Genomic DNA, 14,974 nt, shown 5'->3' on the forward strand with positions numbered 1-14,974 from the left:
TCCGGAAAGGAACGCACAGCACATGGCCAAGCGCCAACTCCCCAACCCGGTCGAGCTGCTCGAACTCATGCAGTTCAAGAAGCCCGACTTCAACGGCAAACGGCGGCGACTCGAATCGGCCCTCACCATCGCCGACCTGCAGCGCATCGCGAAGCGCCGCACCCCGAAGGCCGCCTTCGACTACACCGACGGGGCGGCCGAGGGCGAGCTGTCGCTCGCGCGAGCGCGCCAGGCGTTCGAGGACATCGAGTTCCACCCCGACATCCTCAAGCCCGCCGAGCACGTCGACGCGTCGATCGAGATCCTGGGCGGCCGCTCCTCGCTGCCGTTCGGCATCGCGCCGACCGGCTTCACCCGCCTCATGCAGACGGAGGGCGAGATCGCCGGCGCGGGAGCCGCGGGGGCGGCGGGGATCCCCTTCACCCTCTCGACGCTCGGCACCACCTCGATCGAGAACGTCCGCGCGGCGAACCCGAACGGCCGCAACTGGTTCCAGCTCTACGTGATGCGCGAGCGCGAGATCTCGTACGGCCTGGTCGAGCGCGCCGCGGCAGCGGGCTTCGACACCCTGATGTTCACGGTCGACACCCCGATCGCGGGCGCCCGTCTGCGCGACAAGCGCAACGGCTTCTCGATCCCGCCGCAGCTGTCGCTGAGCACGATCGCGAACGCCATCCCGCGGCCGTGGTGGTGGTTCGACTTCCTCACCACGCCCAAGCTCGAGTTTGCGTCGCTCTCGACCACGGGCGGCACGGTGGGCGACCTGCTCAACGCCGCCATGGATCCCACGATCTCCTACGACGATCTCGCCGTGATCCGGCAGATGTGGCCGGGCCGGATCGTGATCAAGGGGGTGCAGAACGTGCCCGACGCGGTGAAGCTCGTCGATCTCGGCGTCGACGGCATCGTGCTCTCGAATCACGGCGGCCGACAGCTCGACCGGGCGCCCGTGCCGTTCCACCTGCTGCCCCGCGTGGTGCGCGAGGTCGGCGACGACGCCACCGTGATGATCGACACCGGCATCATGAACGGCGCCGACATCGTCGCCTCGGTCGCGCTCGGCGCGAAGTTCACGCTCGTGGGACGCGCCTACCTGTACGGGCTGATGGCCGGCGGCCGCGCCGGGGTCGATCGCATGATCGCCATCCTGCGCAGCGAGATCGAGCGCACCATGGCCCTGCTCGGGGTCTCGACCCTTGACGAGCTCGAGCCGCGCCACGTCACGCAGCTGAGCCGTCTCACCCCCATCTCCCGGGTCGCGAACGAGGCCGAGCGCGCCTGAGCGCGCTCAGGGCCGCTGGGCCCCCGGCAGGCACTCGCGCACCTCGACCCAGGTGTCGAGCTCGCCGGCGAGCTGCCCGGCGAGCTCGTGCGCGCGGGCCCGGTCGGGCACCCGCACCACCCAGATGCGCCGCAGCGGTTTGCCCGCCTCGTTGTACCAGCCGTCGCGGTGCTCGCCGCCCGGCCCCACCACCTCGGCCTGCGTGTCGCTGTCGAGGGTCTCGGTCCACTCGAGCTCGGAGCGGCTGAGCAGCTCGTCGTCGAAGCGGGCGAGAAACCCGACGACCTCTTCGATCCACTCGGGGGTGCGCTGCAGCAGCTCGGACTCGCGGCGGTGCAGCAGAAGCATGAAACGCATGGCGCCCTCCTCTCCCCGGGCGGTCGGGAGGCGCCGCGGGTCGGCCGCCTCGCGCCCCGGTGCTCCCATCGTGGCACAGCGGGCACGCGGCGCGGAAGAATCGGCCCGGCTTCGTCCCACGAAGGCCCACGGAAACGGCGGTGCGGGTGAGACGAAGTCGGGCCGATTGCACGGGCCGATCGCACGGGGCGGCGCGGCGCCGCGGGGCTCAGCCGGCGGCGAGGATGCGCCGCAGCTCCGCGACGAAGCGGTCGATGCTCTGCTGCGCGTCGGCACGCGCGCGCTCGCCCTCGTGGGGGCGGTTCAGGTAGCCGTGCACGGTACCTGGCTGCACGGTCTCGACCACCGCGACGCCCGCCTCGCGCAGCTGGTCGGCGAACTGCTCGCCCGAGGCGCGCAGGTCGTCGGCGTCGGCGTTCACGATCACGACGGGCGGCAGGGCCGCGAGCCGCTCGGCCGGCAGCTCGCCCGCCACGACGGCCCCAGCGGCCGCCGCGCCGGCGGCGTCGCCCAGGTAGGAGTCGTACATGTCGGCGATGCGGCCGGCGTCGAAGCGGCGCTGGGCGGGCAGGGCCGCGGTGGCGGCGTCGAGCTCGGGGTCGAGTCGCTGCACGCGGTGCAGCGTGGGGTACTCGAGCAGCAGCGCGTCGACCGGGCGGCCGGCGCCCGCGGCGGCGGCATCGGCCTGCGCGAGCGCTGCGAGGGTGGCGAGGTGCGCGCCGGCGCTCGCGCCTCCCACGACGAGGGGGCCCTCCTCGGCGCCGGCCCAGCGCAGCACGGCGGCGACGTCCGCGGCGGGCGCCGGCGCCTTCACGGTGTCGCTCGCGAGGGCGTAGTCGACGGAGTGCACGCGGATGCCGGCCTCGGCGAAGCGCCGGGCCGCCCAGTCGGCCTCCGGCCAGTCGAGCGTGCCCCGCATGAACGAGCCGCCGTGCGCCCAGACGAGCGTCGCCCAGGCCGCGCCCTCGGGCTCGTAGCTGCGCACCGGCACCGCCGCCGAACCGGTGCGGTTCGGCAGCCCCGGATCCCGCCCCGCCGCCGGGCCCTCCACCTCGATGTCCGCGATCCGCATCTCCCCGCCCCTCTCGATCGACCCGTGGGTCAGCGCGGTGAGCTCGGCCGTTCCGCCGCCGGGCAGCACCGCGGCCGCTCCGACCGCGCTCGCGAACAGGGCGAGGCAGATTGTGGAGAGCCTGCGCCATCGAGCGGCCGGCCGTCGGCGACTCGCGTGTGGCACGGGCACAGTGTACGGCAGAATCGCGTCGACCGCTCAGGAATCGGTGCGCACCTCGCGGACGCGCGCCTCGATGCCGGTGATGAGGAGGTCGAGGCCGCGGACGAACACCCGCCGGTTGCGCTCCGCCCCCGAGGGGTGATCCCGGATCAGCCGCGCGAGCGTGCCGCCCGCGCGGTCGGGATCGAGGATCTCGTCGGGCGAGAGCGCGTCGAGGGTCACACCGAAGACGAACGCGTCGATGACCTCGATGGCGGTGAGGATCTCGGCCTCGGGCAGCCCGGCCTCGACGAGCGCCTCGGTGAGCACGCTGTAGATGTTCAGCACGTCGGGCTCGTCGATCACCACCGTGAGCATGAGCTGCAGCACGCGGGGGTGGTCGGCGTACATGCGCCAGGTGAGCTCGACCTCCTGCCGGATCTTCTGGCGCCAGTCCGAGGTCTGCGGCAGCCGCCTGATGTACTGCGAGACGAGCACCTGGCGCATGGCCTGGATCACACCCTCGCGCCCCGCCACGTGGTGGTAGAGAGAGGAGACGCTCACGCCGAGGCTGCGGGCGAGGGGCACGAGTTGCAGTTCGCGGCCGGCTTCGACCATGTCGATGGCGGCTCGGCCGATGATCTCCCGGCTGAGACGCGCGGTTCGGGGTCGCGCCACGGGGCCTCCCTTCAGAGTCCTGCTTGACAGATCCTCCCACAGGGTTCACGATGATGCTGATAACCGAAATGGTTTCGGTTTCTGCCGTCACAGCCGCCGGAGAAGAGAACCCAGTGAACATCCCCACCCCAGCCAGCACCGCCGACCCCCGTTTCCCGCTGACGCTGCGCAACGGGAGCGCGACCTTCATGATCGCCCTCGCCAGCCTGATGATGGCGAACCTCGCGCCCTTCATCATGACCGCGCTCGGAGCGCTCGGGTTCGACATCATCGCGAGCGGCAACATCCTCACCTGGGCGCTGCTCGCCTCGGCGGTCGTCGGGCTCGCCAGCGCCCGGCTCGCCTCGGGCCGCGCGCGCCGCCCCCTCGCGATGGTCGGGCTCGCGCTCGCGGCGGTCGCCTTCGCCGCCGCGGTCGTGCCGACGCCCGCCGTCGCCGTCGCGGGCCTCATCGTCGGCGGCACCGGCCTCGGCGCCGCGATCTCGACGTCGGGGGCCGCGATCGCCGCGCTCCGCAACCCCAACCGCGTCTCGGCCACCAGCGGCCTCGTCAACCGCGTGCTCATCACCATCGTGCTCGCCGTGATCCCGATCATCGGCATCACGCAGGGCAGCGTCTTCAGCGCACTCGCGCTCATCTCGCTCGTGGGCCTGGCGCTCGCCGCCTGGCTGCCCGACTCCCCCGAGCACGCCGAGCCCGTCGACGTGACCAGCAGCCTGCAGATCGCCGAGCCCCGACGCATCACGATCGCCGGCATCGTCGTGCTGCTGGTGTTCCCCCTCTGGGGCACGAGCGAAGACGCGATCTGGACCATGGCCCCCGTGCTCGGCGAGGCCGTCGGGCTCGGCGAGCAGCCGCTCGGCTTCACGCTGAGCCTCGCCGCGGCCGGCGGCATCGCGGGCATGCTGATCGTCACCGTCTTCGGCAACCGCATCGGCCGAGCGGCGCCGCTGACCGTCGCGCTCGTCATCGGCGGCGCGCTCAAGATCTGGATCGGCTTCGCGGGCGATCCCGTGCTGCTCGCGGTGCTCATCATCGGCGTCAGCACGGTGTACGCCTTCGCGTTCGCGCTCTACATCGCGACGGCCGCCGGCCTCGACGCCCGCGGCCGCTGGTCCGGCCCCCTGCTCGGCGCCTACCTCGTCGGCTCGAGCTTCGCCCCGCTCATCGGGGGCGCGCTCATCGAGTGGTTCGGCGTGCCCGTCTTCACGCTCATCACGGGCATCGTCAGCTTCGCCGTGATCGCACCCACCGTCGCGATCGCCCGGGTCTCCGTCGGCGCCGAGCGGGCGCTCGCACGCGCCGCCGCCGCACCGTCGGCGACGCCCGCCGGCGTCTGAGCGGCGCGAGCCCTGCGACTACGATCGACACCATCACCAGGCCCATCCACGCCCACGCACGAAAGCGAGCATCCATGACCTCGAACACCACGATCTACCGCAATGCGACGGTCTTCACCGGGGATGCCTCGGTCGCTCCCCGCGAGAGCTTCGCGGTGCGCGAGGGCCGGATCCTGGCCGCCGGCGACCTCGACGCCGTGCGCCTCGCGGCCGGCGAGGCCGAGGAGGTCGACCTCGCGGGCGCGCTCGTCACGCCCGGCGTGATCGAGGGGCACTCCCACATGCTCATGCTCGGCGAGTCGCTGTCGAAGGTGCAGCTGCGCGACGCGAAGACCGTGGCCGAGGTGCAGGAACGCCTGGCCGCGGCCCGCGCCGCGAACCCCGAGGCGCCCCGCGTGCTCGGCACCAGCTGGCTGTTCGACATCTTCGAGGAGGGCGAGCGCCCCACCGCCGCGATGCTCGACGCCGCGGTGCCCGACGTGCCGGTGATCCTCGACGCCAACGACCTGCACTCGGTGTGGGCGAACACGGCGGCGCTCGAGGCGATGGGCATCACCCGCGAGACCCCCGACCCGGTCGGCGGCGAGATCGTGCGCGACGAGAACGGCGACGCGACCGGCTTCCTCATCGAGACCGCCGCGGTGAAGCACGCGTGGGGCTACCTCGACGAGGTCGCCACCGACGACGACCGCGACCGCTACCTGGCCGCAGCCTTCGCCGCCTACCTCGAGACGGGCGTCACCGGCGCGACCGAGATGTCGTTCGGCCACCCCGACCTCGCGGCCTACCGCCGCATCCTCGACCGCGACGGGCGCCTCCCCTTCCCCGTGAACGCGCACTGGATGCTGACTGCGACGGGCGACCTCGAATCCGACCTCGCGCAGATCGCGGAGGTCGCGAGCATACGCGACGAGCTCGCGGCGCGGTACGGCGACGAGTGGCTGCGGATCGCGGGCGTGAAGTTCATCCTCGACGGCGTCATCGACGCCTGCACCGCGGCGATGCGCGCGCCCTACGCGAACGGCGAGCTGCCTGGGCCGATCTGGGAGCGCGAGTTCGCGCTGCCGACCGCCGTGGCGGCCGACGCTGCGGGGCTGCAGCTCGCGCTGCACGCGATCGGCGACGAGGCGAGCACGATCGCGCTCGACATGGTGCAGGAGTGCATCCGGGTGAACGGCCCGCGGGCGGATCGCCGCCCCCGCGTCGAGCACCTGGAGTCGGTCGCCGACGACACGATCGCCCGCATGGCGGCGCTCGGCGTCACGGCGTCGATGCAGCCGGTGCACTGCGACCCCGCGGTGCTCGACCACTGGCAGGCGGTGCTCGGCGACGAGCGGGCGCACACCGGCTTCCCGTGGCACAAGTTCCGGGAGGCCGGCGTGCCGCTCGCGCTCGGCACCGACGCGCCGACGGCGCCCCACGAGGCTCCGAACAACCTGTTCATCGCGCTGACGGCGAAGTCGGCGCTCGACCACAGCCGCGAGGCGTACCAGCCGCAGCGCGTGTTCACCCCGGCCAACGCGCTCGAGGCGCTCACGCTCGGCGCGGCGTACGCGACGCGGCGCGACGGCGAGGCGGGGCGCATCGCGGCGGGCTACCGGGCCACGGTCGTCGTGTGGTCGGCGAACGCGCTGACCGACGCCCCCGAGGCGCTGCTCGACACCGAGGCCGCGCTCACGATGGTCGATGGCGAGGTCGTGCACGGCAAGGTGTAGGCGGCACTGCCTTCGATATGGGATCTGCCGTCCCTATGCCCGATCCGCCCCGGATCGGCATAGCGACGGCAGATCCCATATCTATGGCGGCGACACCGCTGCCACCACACACACCCCACACCCGCCCTGGCGCCGCTCAGCCGCGCCCACCAGAATGAGGGCATGACCACCGAAGCAAGCGGGTACACCGAGTTCAGCTACACCGACGCGCACGGCATCGAGATCGCGGCGTACGAGTGGGCCGCCGAGGAGCCCGTCGGCGTGGTGCAGATCGCCCACGGCGTCGGCGAGCACGCCAAGCGCTACGACGTGTTCGCCCGCGCCCTCACGGGCGCGGGCTTCACGGTGTACGCCGACGACCACCGCGGGCACGGTGAGACGGGTCGCCGGCAGCATGAGGGCGACCTGTCGAAGCTCGGCCGCCTCGGTCCGGGCGGCCTGCGGGCGGCGGAGGCCGCGATCCTGCAGCTCACGGGCATCGCCCGCGAGCTGCACCCGGGGCTGCCGGTCGTGATGTTCGCGCACTCGTGGGGCTCGCTCATGGCGCAGCGCATCCTCAACGAGCACCCGCGCGCGTGGGACGCGCTCGTGCTCTCGGGCTCGGCGTTCCGCACCTTCAAGCACATGGAGAGCGGCGACCTCAACGCGAAGTGGAAGACCGAGGGCGCCAACGGCTTCGAGTGGCTCAGCCGCGACGCGGAGACCGCTCGGACCTTCATCGCCGACGAGCTCTGCTTCGGCGCCGACATCGCGAAGCTGTTCGGCGTGGCCGACTCGCTGCGCCTGTTCGGCAAGCCGGGGCCGGGGATCCCGAGCGATCTGCCGATCCTGATCGTGTCTGGCGCCGAGGATCCCCTCACCCGCGGCGACGGCCTGCGGCAGCTCGCCGACGCCTACCGCAGGCGGGGAGTGCGCGACGTCACCGTGAAGATCTACCCCGACGCGAGGCACGAGACGCTCAACGAGACCAACCGCGACGAGGTCTACTCGGATCTCATCACCTGGGTGGTGGATCGAGCGGGCAACGACTGACCGGCGCCGCCGAGCGGTGCGGTGCGAACCCCGGCCGCACCGCACCGCGGCGTCACGCCGAGACGAACTCGCTCGCGTCGGGGGCCACGGTGAGCCTGCGGAGGCCGTGCGACTCGACGACGAAGTTGTCCTCGATCTTGAGCACCGTCTCGACGCCGTCCACCACGACGGTGGTCTCGGGCTCGAGGGCGATCACCTCGCCCTCGACGAGTGCGACATCGTCGTCCATCAGACCCGGCGAGAAGAGCGTCGGCAGTTCGCAGATCCTCAGGCCGACGCCGTGCCCGATCGCGTAGGGCGTGCGACCGAGCCCCTGCGCCTCGAGGTACTCGTTGGCCGCCGCGAGCAGGGTCGAGGCCCTCGCCCCGGGAACGGCGAGCTCCTGCGCGATGTGATAGGCCGTCAGCAGGTGCTCGTAGGCGGCCAGGTGCTCGTCCCTGGGCTCCCCGACGAACCCGGTGCGCCCCGCGTCCGACGCGTAGCCGCCGGGACCGTAGCACCCGATGTCGAAGAAGAACGGATCGCCCGCCGAGAAGCGGCGGCCCGCGGCGAACCAGTCGCCGCTGCCGTTGCGCAGGTTGCAGACCGAGTGGTGACGAACTCGACCCCGGCCGCCTGCTGGTAGGCCATCGCGGCGGCGAGCACCTCGTGATCCGTGCCGCCCACGCGGGCCGCGCCCAGCGCCGCCTCCATCGCACCGGCGTTCACGCGCGACACGGCGTCGAGCAGCGTCAGCTCGATCGGATGCTTCTGGCGCCGGATGCGGTGCAGCCGGAGGGCCGCCGGCACGAACTCGACGGACGGGGCCTCTTCGCGCAGGCCGGCGAGGAGCGACTGGTCGACGGCGTCGATCCCGATCCTCGAGCGGGTGCCGGAAGCCGAGAGCCGCGCGGCCACCGCGCGCACCCAGGTGCGCGGGTTCGCCGTGGCCGCCGACCACGACGCCACGGGGTGCACCCTCGAGATCCACGGCATGGCGGGATACGGCGCCTCGATGGTCTCGTCGATGTACGGCAGGAAGAGTTCGGCGTTCCCCTCCCGGTGAACGAGCGCCGCGAACCACTCCGACTCGTTGGTGAGGTGCGCGCGGAAGTCGGTCGCGTAGCGGATGTGGTCGGGGCCCACGAGCAGCAGCGCGTCGAGGCCGTCCTCGCGCATGACCTGCTGCACGCGCGCGAATCGGGCTCTGTGGAGTTCGACGGCGTCGTACTCGGGCCAGCGGTACAGAGCGTTCATCAGTTTCCTTCTTTCTCGATGACCGGCGCGGCGCTGGTGCGCGCGTCGAGCGCGATCGACGACTCGACGAGCCCGCGCCCGACCGGTGACAGACGGTACACCACCGCGCCCGCGACGGCGACGGCGGCGGAGGCGATGAGCGGGGCGGCGTTGATCAACCAGAGATCGGCCGACTCCCGGGGCCAGAGCACGTTCGTGATCTCGAGGGCGAGCCAGAAGAGCGCCACCCACGACATCGCGGTGCCGAAGCGCCCCATGAAGAGCCGCTCGCCCGGCTGCCACGTGCCGCGGAACCGGGCGATGGCGAGACCGAGCACGGGGAACGAGAACGCGGCGTAGAAGCCGACCGTCGTGAAGGCGACGAGCAGCGTGTTCGCGTAGGGGTTCTGCAGCACGAGCAGCGCGACGACGGAGACGGCGCCGGTGAGCAGGATGGCGTTGGTCGGCAGCCCGCCCTCGCCCCGCAGCCGCTTCAGCCAGGCCGCCGCCGGCAGCTCGTTCTCCCGGGCGTTCGCCCAGACGAGGCGGGACACCGCGGCCTGGATCCCGACGAGGCTCGCCAGGAAGGCGATGACGAACATGGCGAGGATCGCGTCCACGACGACGGGCGGGAAGTGATGCGCGAGGATCGCGATCACGGGGTCGCCCTCCGATGCCGCGAGGATCTCGGGGAGGTCGGGGATCGCGAGGATGATCGCGAAGCTCGTGAAGAGGATGACCGTGCCGACCCCGAGCAGCGAGAACACGATCGCGCGCGGTACCGCGTGCTTCGGGTTCTTCACCTCCTCGGCGATGCTGCTGGCGCTCTCGAAGCCCAGGAACGACCATCCGGCGATCGCGACGAGGAAGACGAACGGGGTCATCATGAGCGGGGTGCCGGGCGCCGCCTGCAGGCCCTCGGCGAGGAACGACGGATCCTGCTCGCGACCGAAGACGAGCAGGTACACCGCCACGCCGAGGGATCCGACGATCTCGGCGGCGATGCAGGCGGTCGCGACCAGCTTGACGACGCGGCGGCCGGCGACGTTCACGCCGGTCGTGACGACGAGGAGCGCGACGGCCAGGCCGACGAGCACCGGAGGAGAGGTCGCGTCGAGGCCGAAGAGCAGCGCGACGAACACGGCGCCCGAGTACGACACCGAGCTCAGGGCGATGAGCAGCGCCCAGGTGTACGCCCAGCCCGCGAACCAGCCGTAGCGCGGGCCGACGAGTCGTCGCGACCACTGGTAGACGCCACCGGCGAGCGGCCAGCGCGAGGCGAGGACGCCCAGCGCGATGGCGACCGTGAGCTGGCCGAGCAGCGTCACGACCCAGCCCCACCAGAACGCGGGGCCCACGGTGGCGAGGCCGAGCCCGAAAATGCCGTACATGGCGACAATCGGCAAGACGAACACGAAGGCCAGCGAGAACGCCGACCAGAGGGTGAACTCGCGCTTCATGGTGCCCGTCTCGGGCGGTGGCGAGGCGGTGGGGTGCACCGGGGCTGCTGCGGTCATGATGACTCTCCTTCGAGCGATTCGTTCAGTGGTCGGTTGGCGGTGTCTGTGGTGGGGCTGATCGGCGCGCCGTTGCGCCAGGTGGCGGTGACCCGGGCGCCGAGCAGTTCGGCTGGAAGGGGGAGCTCGGAGAGGCCCGGCACCACGACGAAGTCGGCCGGCGCCCCGACCGCGAGGCGGCCGAGCCCGTCGTCGGCGAACTGGGTGTAGGCGGCGGCGCTGGTCGCGGCCTCGACGGCGGAGACGAGATCCAGGCGCTCCTCGGGGATCCACGACCGCGAGAGCTCGCCGAGCTCGTCACGGCTGATCGCGACGCCGATCGCCTTGAGCGGGCTGGGCGTCGTGATGGGGTAGTCGCTCGACGAGGCGAGCCGCACCCCCGCGTCGCGCATCGTTCTGAAGGGGTACTGCCGGTGCTCGCGGGGGCCGCGCAGCCGCCCGTTCGTCAGGTGCCGCACGACGCCGTCGAGTTTCGCCCAGTACGGCTGGACGGCGACGGTGATGTCGAGTGCCACCAGACGCGCGAGGTCTTCGCGCGCGACGAGTTGCGCGTGCGCGATCACCGGTCGCCGGTCCCGGGCCCCGTTGCGCTCCGAGGCGCGCTGCACGGCGTCAATCGCGCTCGTCATGCCGGCGTCGCCGATGGCGTGGATGTGCAGCTGGAAGCCGGCCGCGTCGAAGGCTTCGGCCGCCGCCGCGAGCTCTTCCGGGTCCCAGGCCGGCACCCCGCAGCAGGAGCTGCCGTGGTAGGGCTCGCTGACGTGGGCGGTGCCGCCCTCGACGATCCCGTCGGCGAAGAACTTGACCGTGCGGGCGGTGAAATCGGGGAGCTCGAGAGCGGCGACCCGCTCCGCGGCGAGGGCGAAGTCGCGCACCTGCTGCCGCCAGCCGCCGGGAACGGCGCGGAAGGCGAGGTTCAAGCGCACCGGCAGGCCGCGCCGCGCGGCGCGCAGGTACGCGTCGAGGTCTTCGAGCTCGACCCAGGCGTCCTGCACGGTGGTCACGCCCTCCGCGCTCAGCGCTGCGAGTCCGCGGAGGAGCGCTTCGGCGGTCTCCGCCTCCGGCTCCCGGGGGATCGCCCGGAGCAGGGGCATGAACGCGCCCCACTCGCGAAGGGTGCCCGACGGGTGGCCGTCGCGGTCGCGCTCGATCACACCGTCCGTCGGGTCCGGGGTGGTGCGCGTGATGCCCGCGGCTTCGAGGGCTGCGGTGTTCGCCCACATCGTGTGGATGTCGCTCGACCTGAGCGCGACGGGCCGATCGGGCACCGCGCGGTCGAGGTCCTCGGCGAAGTAGACGCCCCGGGGGTCGATGCTGAGGTCGAAGCCCTCGCCCACGATCCAGGGCAGGTGCGGGTTCGCGGAGGCGTAGTCGCGCACGATGCGTACCGCGTCCTCGCGGCTGCGGGCCTCTCGGACGGGGGCTCCCCGCAGCTCGCGCCCGGCGATCAGGGGGTGCGCGTGCGCGTCGACGAACCCGGGCAGCACTGCGGCGCCCGCGAGGTCGACGACGCTCTCGGGCGCCGGATCGGGAAGGGGCGCGTCGGGGGCGAGGATCTGCTCGATCCGCCCGTTCCGCAGCAGCAGGCTCCCCGTTTCGAAGCCGTCTCCGACCCAGAGACGGCCCCCGGTCAGCAGGTGTCTCGAATGCGGCATCGCACTCCGTCCTCTTCGTCTTCGTCGGAATTCGAGATCATGCTACCTAATGGCATTAGGTTTTCCAAATATCATTAGGAGAAGCGGCGCCGAGCCCTCCCGGAAGTGCTAGCGTGGGGGCACGGAATCGAGAGAGAGCGAGCGAAGATGACGGGCCCCCGCGCAGTGCGGCAGCACATCACGGAGGAGCGCATCGTGGAGGCCGCCCTCGCCCTCATCCACGACGAGCCCTCCGGGTCGTTCACCCTCGCCAAGCTGGCGAAGCGGCTGCACATCAGCGCGCCCACCATCTACAGCCACGTGCCGAACAAGCAGTACATCATCGAGCGGGTCCGCTCCCGCGTCGTCGCCGAGATCGACTGCAGCTCCTTCGAGCGCCTCCCCTGGGACGAAGCCCTCGCCGACTGGGCTCGGTCGTACGCGAACGCGTTCGTGAAGCACCCCGAGACCATCCCCCTGCTGACGACGAATCCCGTGCAGGCGCCCGAGCTCGTGCGCCAGTACGAGGTGATCGCGACGGCGCTCCTCGAAGCCGGCTGGCCCCCAGACGAGATCATCGCCGTGTTCACCGTCGTGGAGAGCTTCGTGATGGGCTCGGTGCTCGATCTCGTCGCCCCGGTGCAGATGGTGCAGCCCGCCGACGGCGAGGAGTACCCGCTGCTGCGCTCGCTGCTCGGCGAGAGCGCCGACGTGCTCCGGGCGCAGCACACGTTCGAACTCGGCATCGAGACGATGATCGACGGCCTGCGCCGGCGACTGGAACGGGTCGCCGTGCGCCCCGTCTAGGCGTAACCTGTGAGCATGAGCATGCACGGCGAGTACAAGGTTCCCGGCGGCAAGCTGGTGGTCGTCGACTTCGACGTGGCCGACGGGCGCATCAGCGGCTTCACGCTCTCGGGCGACTTCTTCCTCGAACCCGACGACGCGCTCGACGCGATCAACGGCGCCGTCGAGGGCTTGAGCCCCACCAGCACCATCGAGGAGTTCGCGACCGCGATCCGCGACGCGCTCCCCTCCGAGGTGCACCTGCTCGGCTTCACACCCGACTCGGTGGGCGTCGCGATCCGCCGCGCGGTCACGGGCGCCGCGCACTGGCGCGACTACGACTGGCAGATCCTGCACGAGCCGCCGGTTGCCCCCGTGCTCAACGCGGCGCTCGACGAGGTGCTCACCGCGGCCGTGGGCGAGGGCCTGCGCGGCCCGACCCTGCGCATCTGGGAGTGGAACGCCCCAGCCGTGTTCATCGGCAGCTTCCAGTCGGTGAAGAACGAGGTCGACGAGGAGCAGGCGGCGGCGCACGGCGCCCAGATCGTGCGCCGCATCTCGGGCGGCGGCGCGATGTACATGGCGCCCGAGGCCTGCATCACCTACGCCCTGTACGTACCGGGCGAGCTCGTGCGCGGCATGAGCTTCGCCGACTCGTACGCGTACCTCGACGAGTGGGTGCTCGAGGCCCTGCAGGCGCTCGGCATCGACGCGCACTACAAGCCGCTCAACGACATCACGAGCCCCCAGGGCAAGATCGGGGGCGCGGCGCAGAAGCGACTCGGATCGGGCGCGGTGCTGCACCACGTCACCATGGCCTACGACATGGATCCCGAGGTCATGACGAAGGTGCTGCGGATCGGGCGCGAGAAGCTCTCCGACAAGGGCACGACGAGCGCGCAGAAGCGGGTGGATCCGCTGCGCAGCCAGACCGGCCTCACGCGCGAGGCCGTCATCGACAAGATGGTCGAGGTGTTCAAGCAGCGGCACGGCGGCACCGACGGCGAGGTCACCGAGGGCGAGTGGGACGCCGCCGAGCGCCTGGTCGAGCAGAAGTTCCTCACGGAGGCCTGGATGCGGCGCGTGCCGTGACCGGCGGCGCGGTGAGCGGCATGAGCGGGGCGGCCGAGGGCAACCTGAAGATCGAGTGGATCGCGAGCTTCCTCGCCGTCGTCGACCACGGCGGCTTCGCGGCCGCCGCGACGCACACCTTCCGCTCCCAGCCCCGCATCAGCGCGCACATCGGCGACCTCGAACGCTCCCTCGGCGCCGAGCTCTTCGACCGGAAGGGGCGGCCGGTGCGCCTCACGGAGGCCGGGATCGCCTTCCTCGGGCATGCGCGCGCCCTGCTGCGCGAGGTCGACGCGGCGCGCTCGTCGGTGCAGGCCGTGCTCGGCGTGCTGCGCGGGCGCGTCAAGCTCGGCACCTTCCCGAGCGCGGGCGCCGCCTTCGTGCCCGACCTCCTCACCACGTTCCGCACGCAGCACCCGCAGGTCGCGGTGTCGCTCGTCGAGGGCACGCCGGCCGAGCTCGTCGAGGCGCTCGGCTCGGGCGAGGCCGACATCGCGCTGCGCCCCCTGAGCCCTCCGCCGGCCGAGAGCTCGATCCGCTATCAGACCCTCTGGGAGGAACCGCTCGTGGCCCTCGTGCCCGAGGAGTCGCCGATGGCCGCGGCGACGTTCCTCTCGCTCAGGGAGATCGCGCAGGAGCCGCTCGTCACCTACGGCGGCGCGCGGAAGGAGGGCGGCGAATCGCTCGACGAGGTGTCGCGCGCGCTCACCGCCGCGAGCGTGCACGCGAGCATCGCGTACCGCAGCAACGACCCGCAGACGCTCGTGAACCTCACCCGGGCGCGGCTCGGCATCGGCCTCACCAATCTGCTCTCGGCGTCCGTGACCGACACCGCGGGACTCGCGGTCGTGCCGATCCTCGAGTCGGGCAACCGGCGCCAGGTGGGCGTCTTCTGGGACAGCGCGCACGCCATGCAGCCGGCCACGCGGGCGCTCATGCACCTCATCACGCAGTTCCCGGTGCCGCAGGCGATCGCGCAGTACCAGCGCCGCGGCTTCACCACCACGCAGTCGCGCACGTTCGAGGACGCGGAGCCCACGGGCTGAGGGGCGGCGCCTCGTCGGCGCCGCCCCTCCCGATCCGGTCGCCCCGAGGTCCAGGGCGCGCCTCGCAGATCCTCGCCTACTGCGCGCG

General features: G+C 72.0%; 14 protein-coding genes. 7 read left to right on the plus strand and 7 right to left on the minus strand.

The features are described from left to right. Positions 1 to 22 precede the first annotated feature (22 nt). Positions 23 to 1,282 (plus strand): alpha-hydroxy acid oxidase, encoded by a 1,260-nt coding sequence (locus Leucomu_RS14370; RefSeq protein WP_017883970.1) that lies wholly within the window; start codon positions 23 to 25, stop codon positions 1,280 to 1,282. Positions 1,283 to 1,288: 6 nt separating this feature from the next. Here the strand turns inward: Leucomu_RS14370 and Leucomu_RS14375 are convergent, their stop codons facing one another. From Leucomu_RS14375 to Leucomu_RS14385, 3 genes are all read right to left on the minus strand, one after another. Continuing rightward, entirely contained in the window at positions 1,289 to 1,639 is a 351-nt protein-coding gene (locus Leucomu_RS14375; RefSeq protein WP_017883971.1) for a YciI family protein, read from the minus strand. A 208-nt stretch (positions 1,640 to 1,847) separates the two neighbouring features. Then, entirely contained in the window at positions 1,848 to 2,876 is a 1,029-nt protein-coding gene (locus Leucomu_RS14380; protein ID WP_228407123.1) for an alpha/beta hydrolase, read from the minus strand. 33 nt (positions 2,877 to 2,909) lie between these two features. Beyond that, the gene (locus Leucomu_RS14385) at positions 2,910 to 3,530 is read right to left on the minus strand and encodes a TetR/AcrR family transcriptional regulator (RefSeq protein ID WP_128387640.1); all 621 of its coding nucleotides are present in this window, start codon (positions 3,528 to 3,530) and stop codon (positions 2,910 to 2,912) included. 113 nt (positions 3,531 to 3,643) lie between these two features. On the opposite strand from Leucomu_RS14385, the gene Leucomu_RS14390 reads away from it, so the two are divergent. The 3 genes from Leucomu_RS14390 to Leucomu_RS14400 all read left to right on the plus strand — a co-directional run bounded on the left by Leucomu_RS14390 (position 3,644) and on the right by Leucomu_RS14400 (position 7,617). Then, entirely contained in the window at positions 3,644 to 4,870 is a 1,227-nt protein-coding gene (locus Leucomu_RS14390) for an MFS transporter (protein ID WP_128387641.1), read from the plus strand. A 74-nt stretch (positions 4,871 to 4,944) separates the two neighbouring features. After that, on the plus strand, positions 4,945 to 6,585 hold the full coding sequence (locus Leucomu_RS14395) for an amidohydrolase (protein WP_128387642.1): 1,641 nt from the start codon (positions 4,945 to 4,947) through the stop codon (positions 6,583 to 6,585). A gap of 162 nt (positions 6,586 to 6,747) precedes the next feature. Next, the gene (locus Leucomu_RS14400; protein WP_164884581.1) at positions 6,748 to 7,617 is read left to right on the plus strand and encodes an alpha/beta hydrolase; all 870 of its coding nucleotides are present in this window, start codon (positions 6,748 to 6,750) and stop codon (positions 7,615 to 7,617) included. A gap of 52 nt (positions 7,618 to 7,669) precedes the next feature. On the opposite strand, the gene Leucomu_RS15630 is transcribed toward Leucomu_RS14400, so the two are convergent. From Leucomu_RS15630 to Leucomu_RS14420, 4 genes are read right to left on the minus strand one after another with little or no spacing between them, the layout of a single operon-like run. After that, positions 7,670 to 8,122 carry a M24 family metallopeptidase gene (locus Leucomu_RS15630; protein WP_228407390.1) on the minus strand — a complete coding sequence of 151 codons (453 nt, stop codon included), beginning with the start codon at positions 8,120 to 8,122 and terminating at the stop codon, positions 7,670 to 7,672. After that, complete coding sequence (locus tag Leucomu_RS14410) at positions 8,020 to 8,853, minus strand: aminopeptidase P family N-terminal domain-containing protein (protein WP_128387645.1); 834 nt, start codon at positions 8,851 to 8,853, stop codon at positions 8,020 to 8,022. The genes Leucomu_RS15630 and Leucomu_RS14410 overlap by 103 nt, the downstream gene beginning before the upstream one ends. Then, positions 8,853 to 10,349 carry an APC family permease gene (locus Leucomu_RS14415; RefSeq protein ID WP_128387646.1) on the minus strand — a complete coding sequence of 499 codons (1,497 nt, stop codon included), beginning with the start codon at positions 10,347 to 10,349 and terminating at the stop codon, positions 8,853 to 8,855. The genes Leucomu_RS14410 and Leucomu_RS14415 overlap by 1 nt, the downstream gene beginning before the upstream one ends. Further along, entirely contained in the window at positions 10,346 to 12,004 is a 1,659-nt protein-coding gene (locus Leucomu_RS14420) for an amidohydrolase (protein ID WP_128387647.1), read from the minus strand. The genes Leucomu_RS14415 and Leucomu_RS14420 overlap by 4 nt, the downstream gene beginning before the upstream one ends. Before the next feature lie 147 nt (positions 12,005 to 12,151). On the opposite strand from Leucomu_RS14420, the gene Leucomu_RS14425 reads away from it, so the two are divergent. Genes Leucomu_RS14425 through Leucomu_RS14435 form a run of 3 tightly spaced genes read left to right on the plus strand, consistent with a single transcriptional unit; the run spans position 12,152 to position 14,886 of the window. Next, positions 12,152 to 12,790 (plus strand): TetR/AcrR family transcriptional regulator, encoded by a 639-nt coding sequence (locus tag Leucomu_RS14425; protein WP_128387648.1) that lies wholly within the window; start codon positions 12,152 to 12,154, stop codon positions 12,788 to 12,790. A gap of 21 nt (positions 12,791 to 12,811) precedes the next feature. Continuing rightward, positions 12,812 to 13,861 (plus strand): lipoate--protein ligase family protein, encoded by a 1,050-nt coding sequence (locus Leucomu_RS14430; RefSeq protein WP_031289996.1) that lies wholly within the window; start codon positions 12,812 to 12,814, stop codon positions 13,859 to 13,861. Then, positions 13,858 to 14,886 (plus strand): LysR family transcriptional regulator, encoded by a 1,029-nt coding sequence (locus Leucomu_RS14435; RefSeq protein ID WP_128387649.1) that lies wholly within the window; start codon positions 13,858 to 13,860, stop codon positions 14,884 to 14,886. The genes Leucomu_RS14430 and Leucomu_RS14435 overlap by 4 nt, the downstream gene beginning before the upstream one ends. The last annotated feature ends 88 nt before the right edge of the window (positions 14,887 to 14,974 follow it).

It is taken from the genome of Leucobacter muris (assembly GCF_004028235.1).
GTDB lineage: Bacteria > Actinomycetota > Actinomycetes > Actinomycetales > Microbacteriaceae > Leucobacter > Leucobacter muris.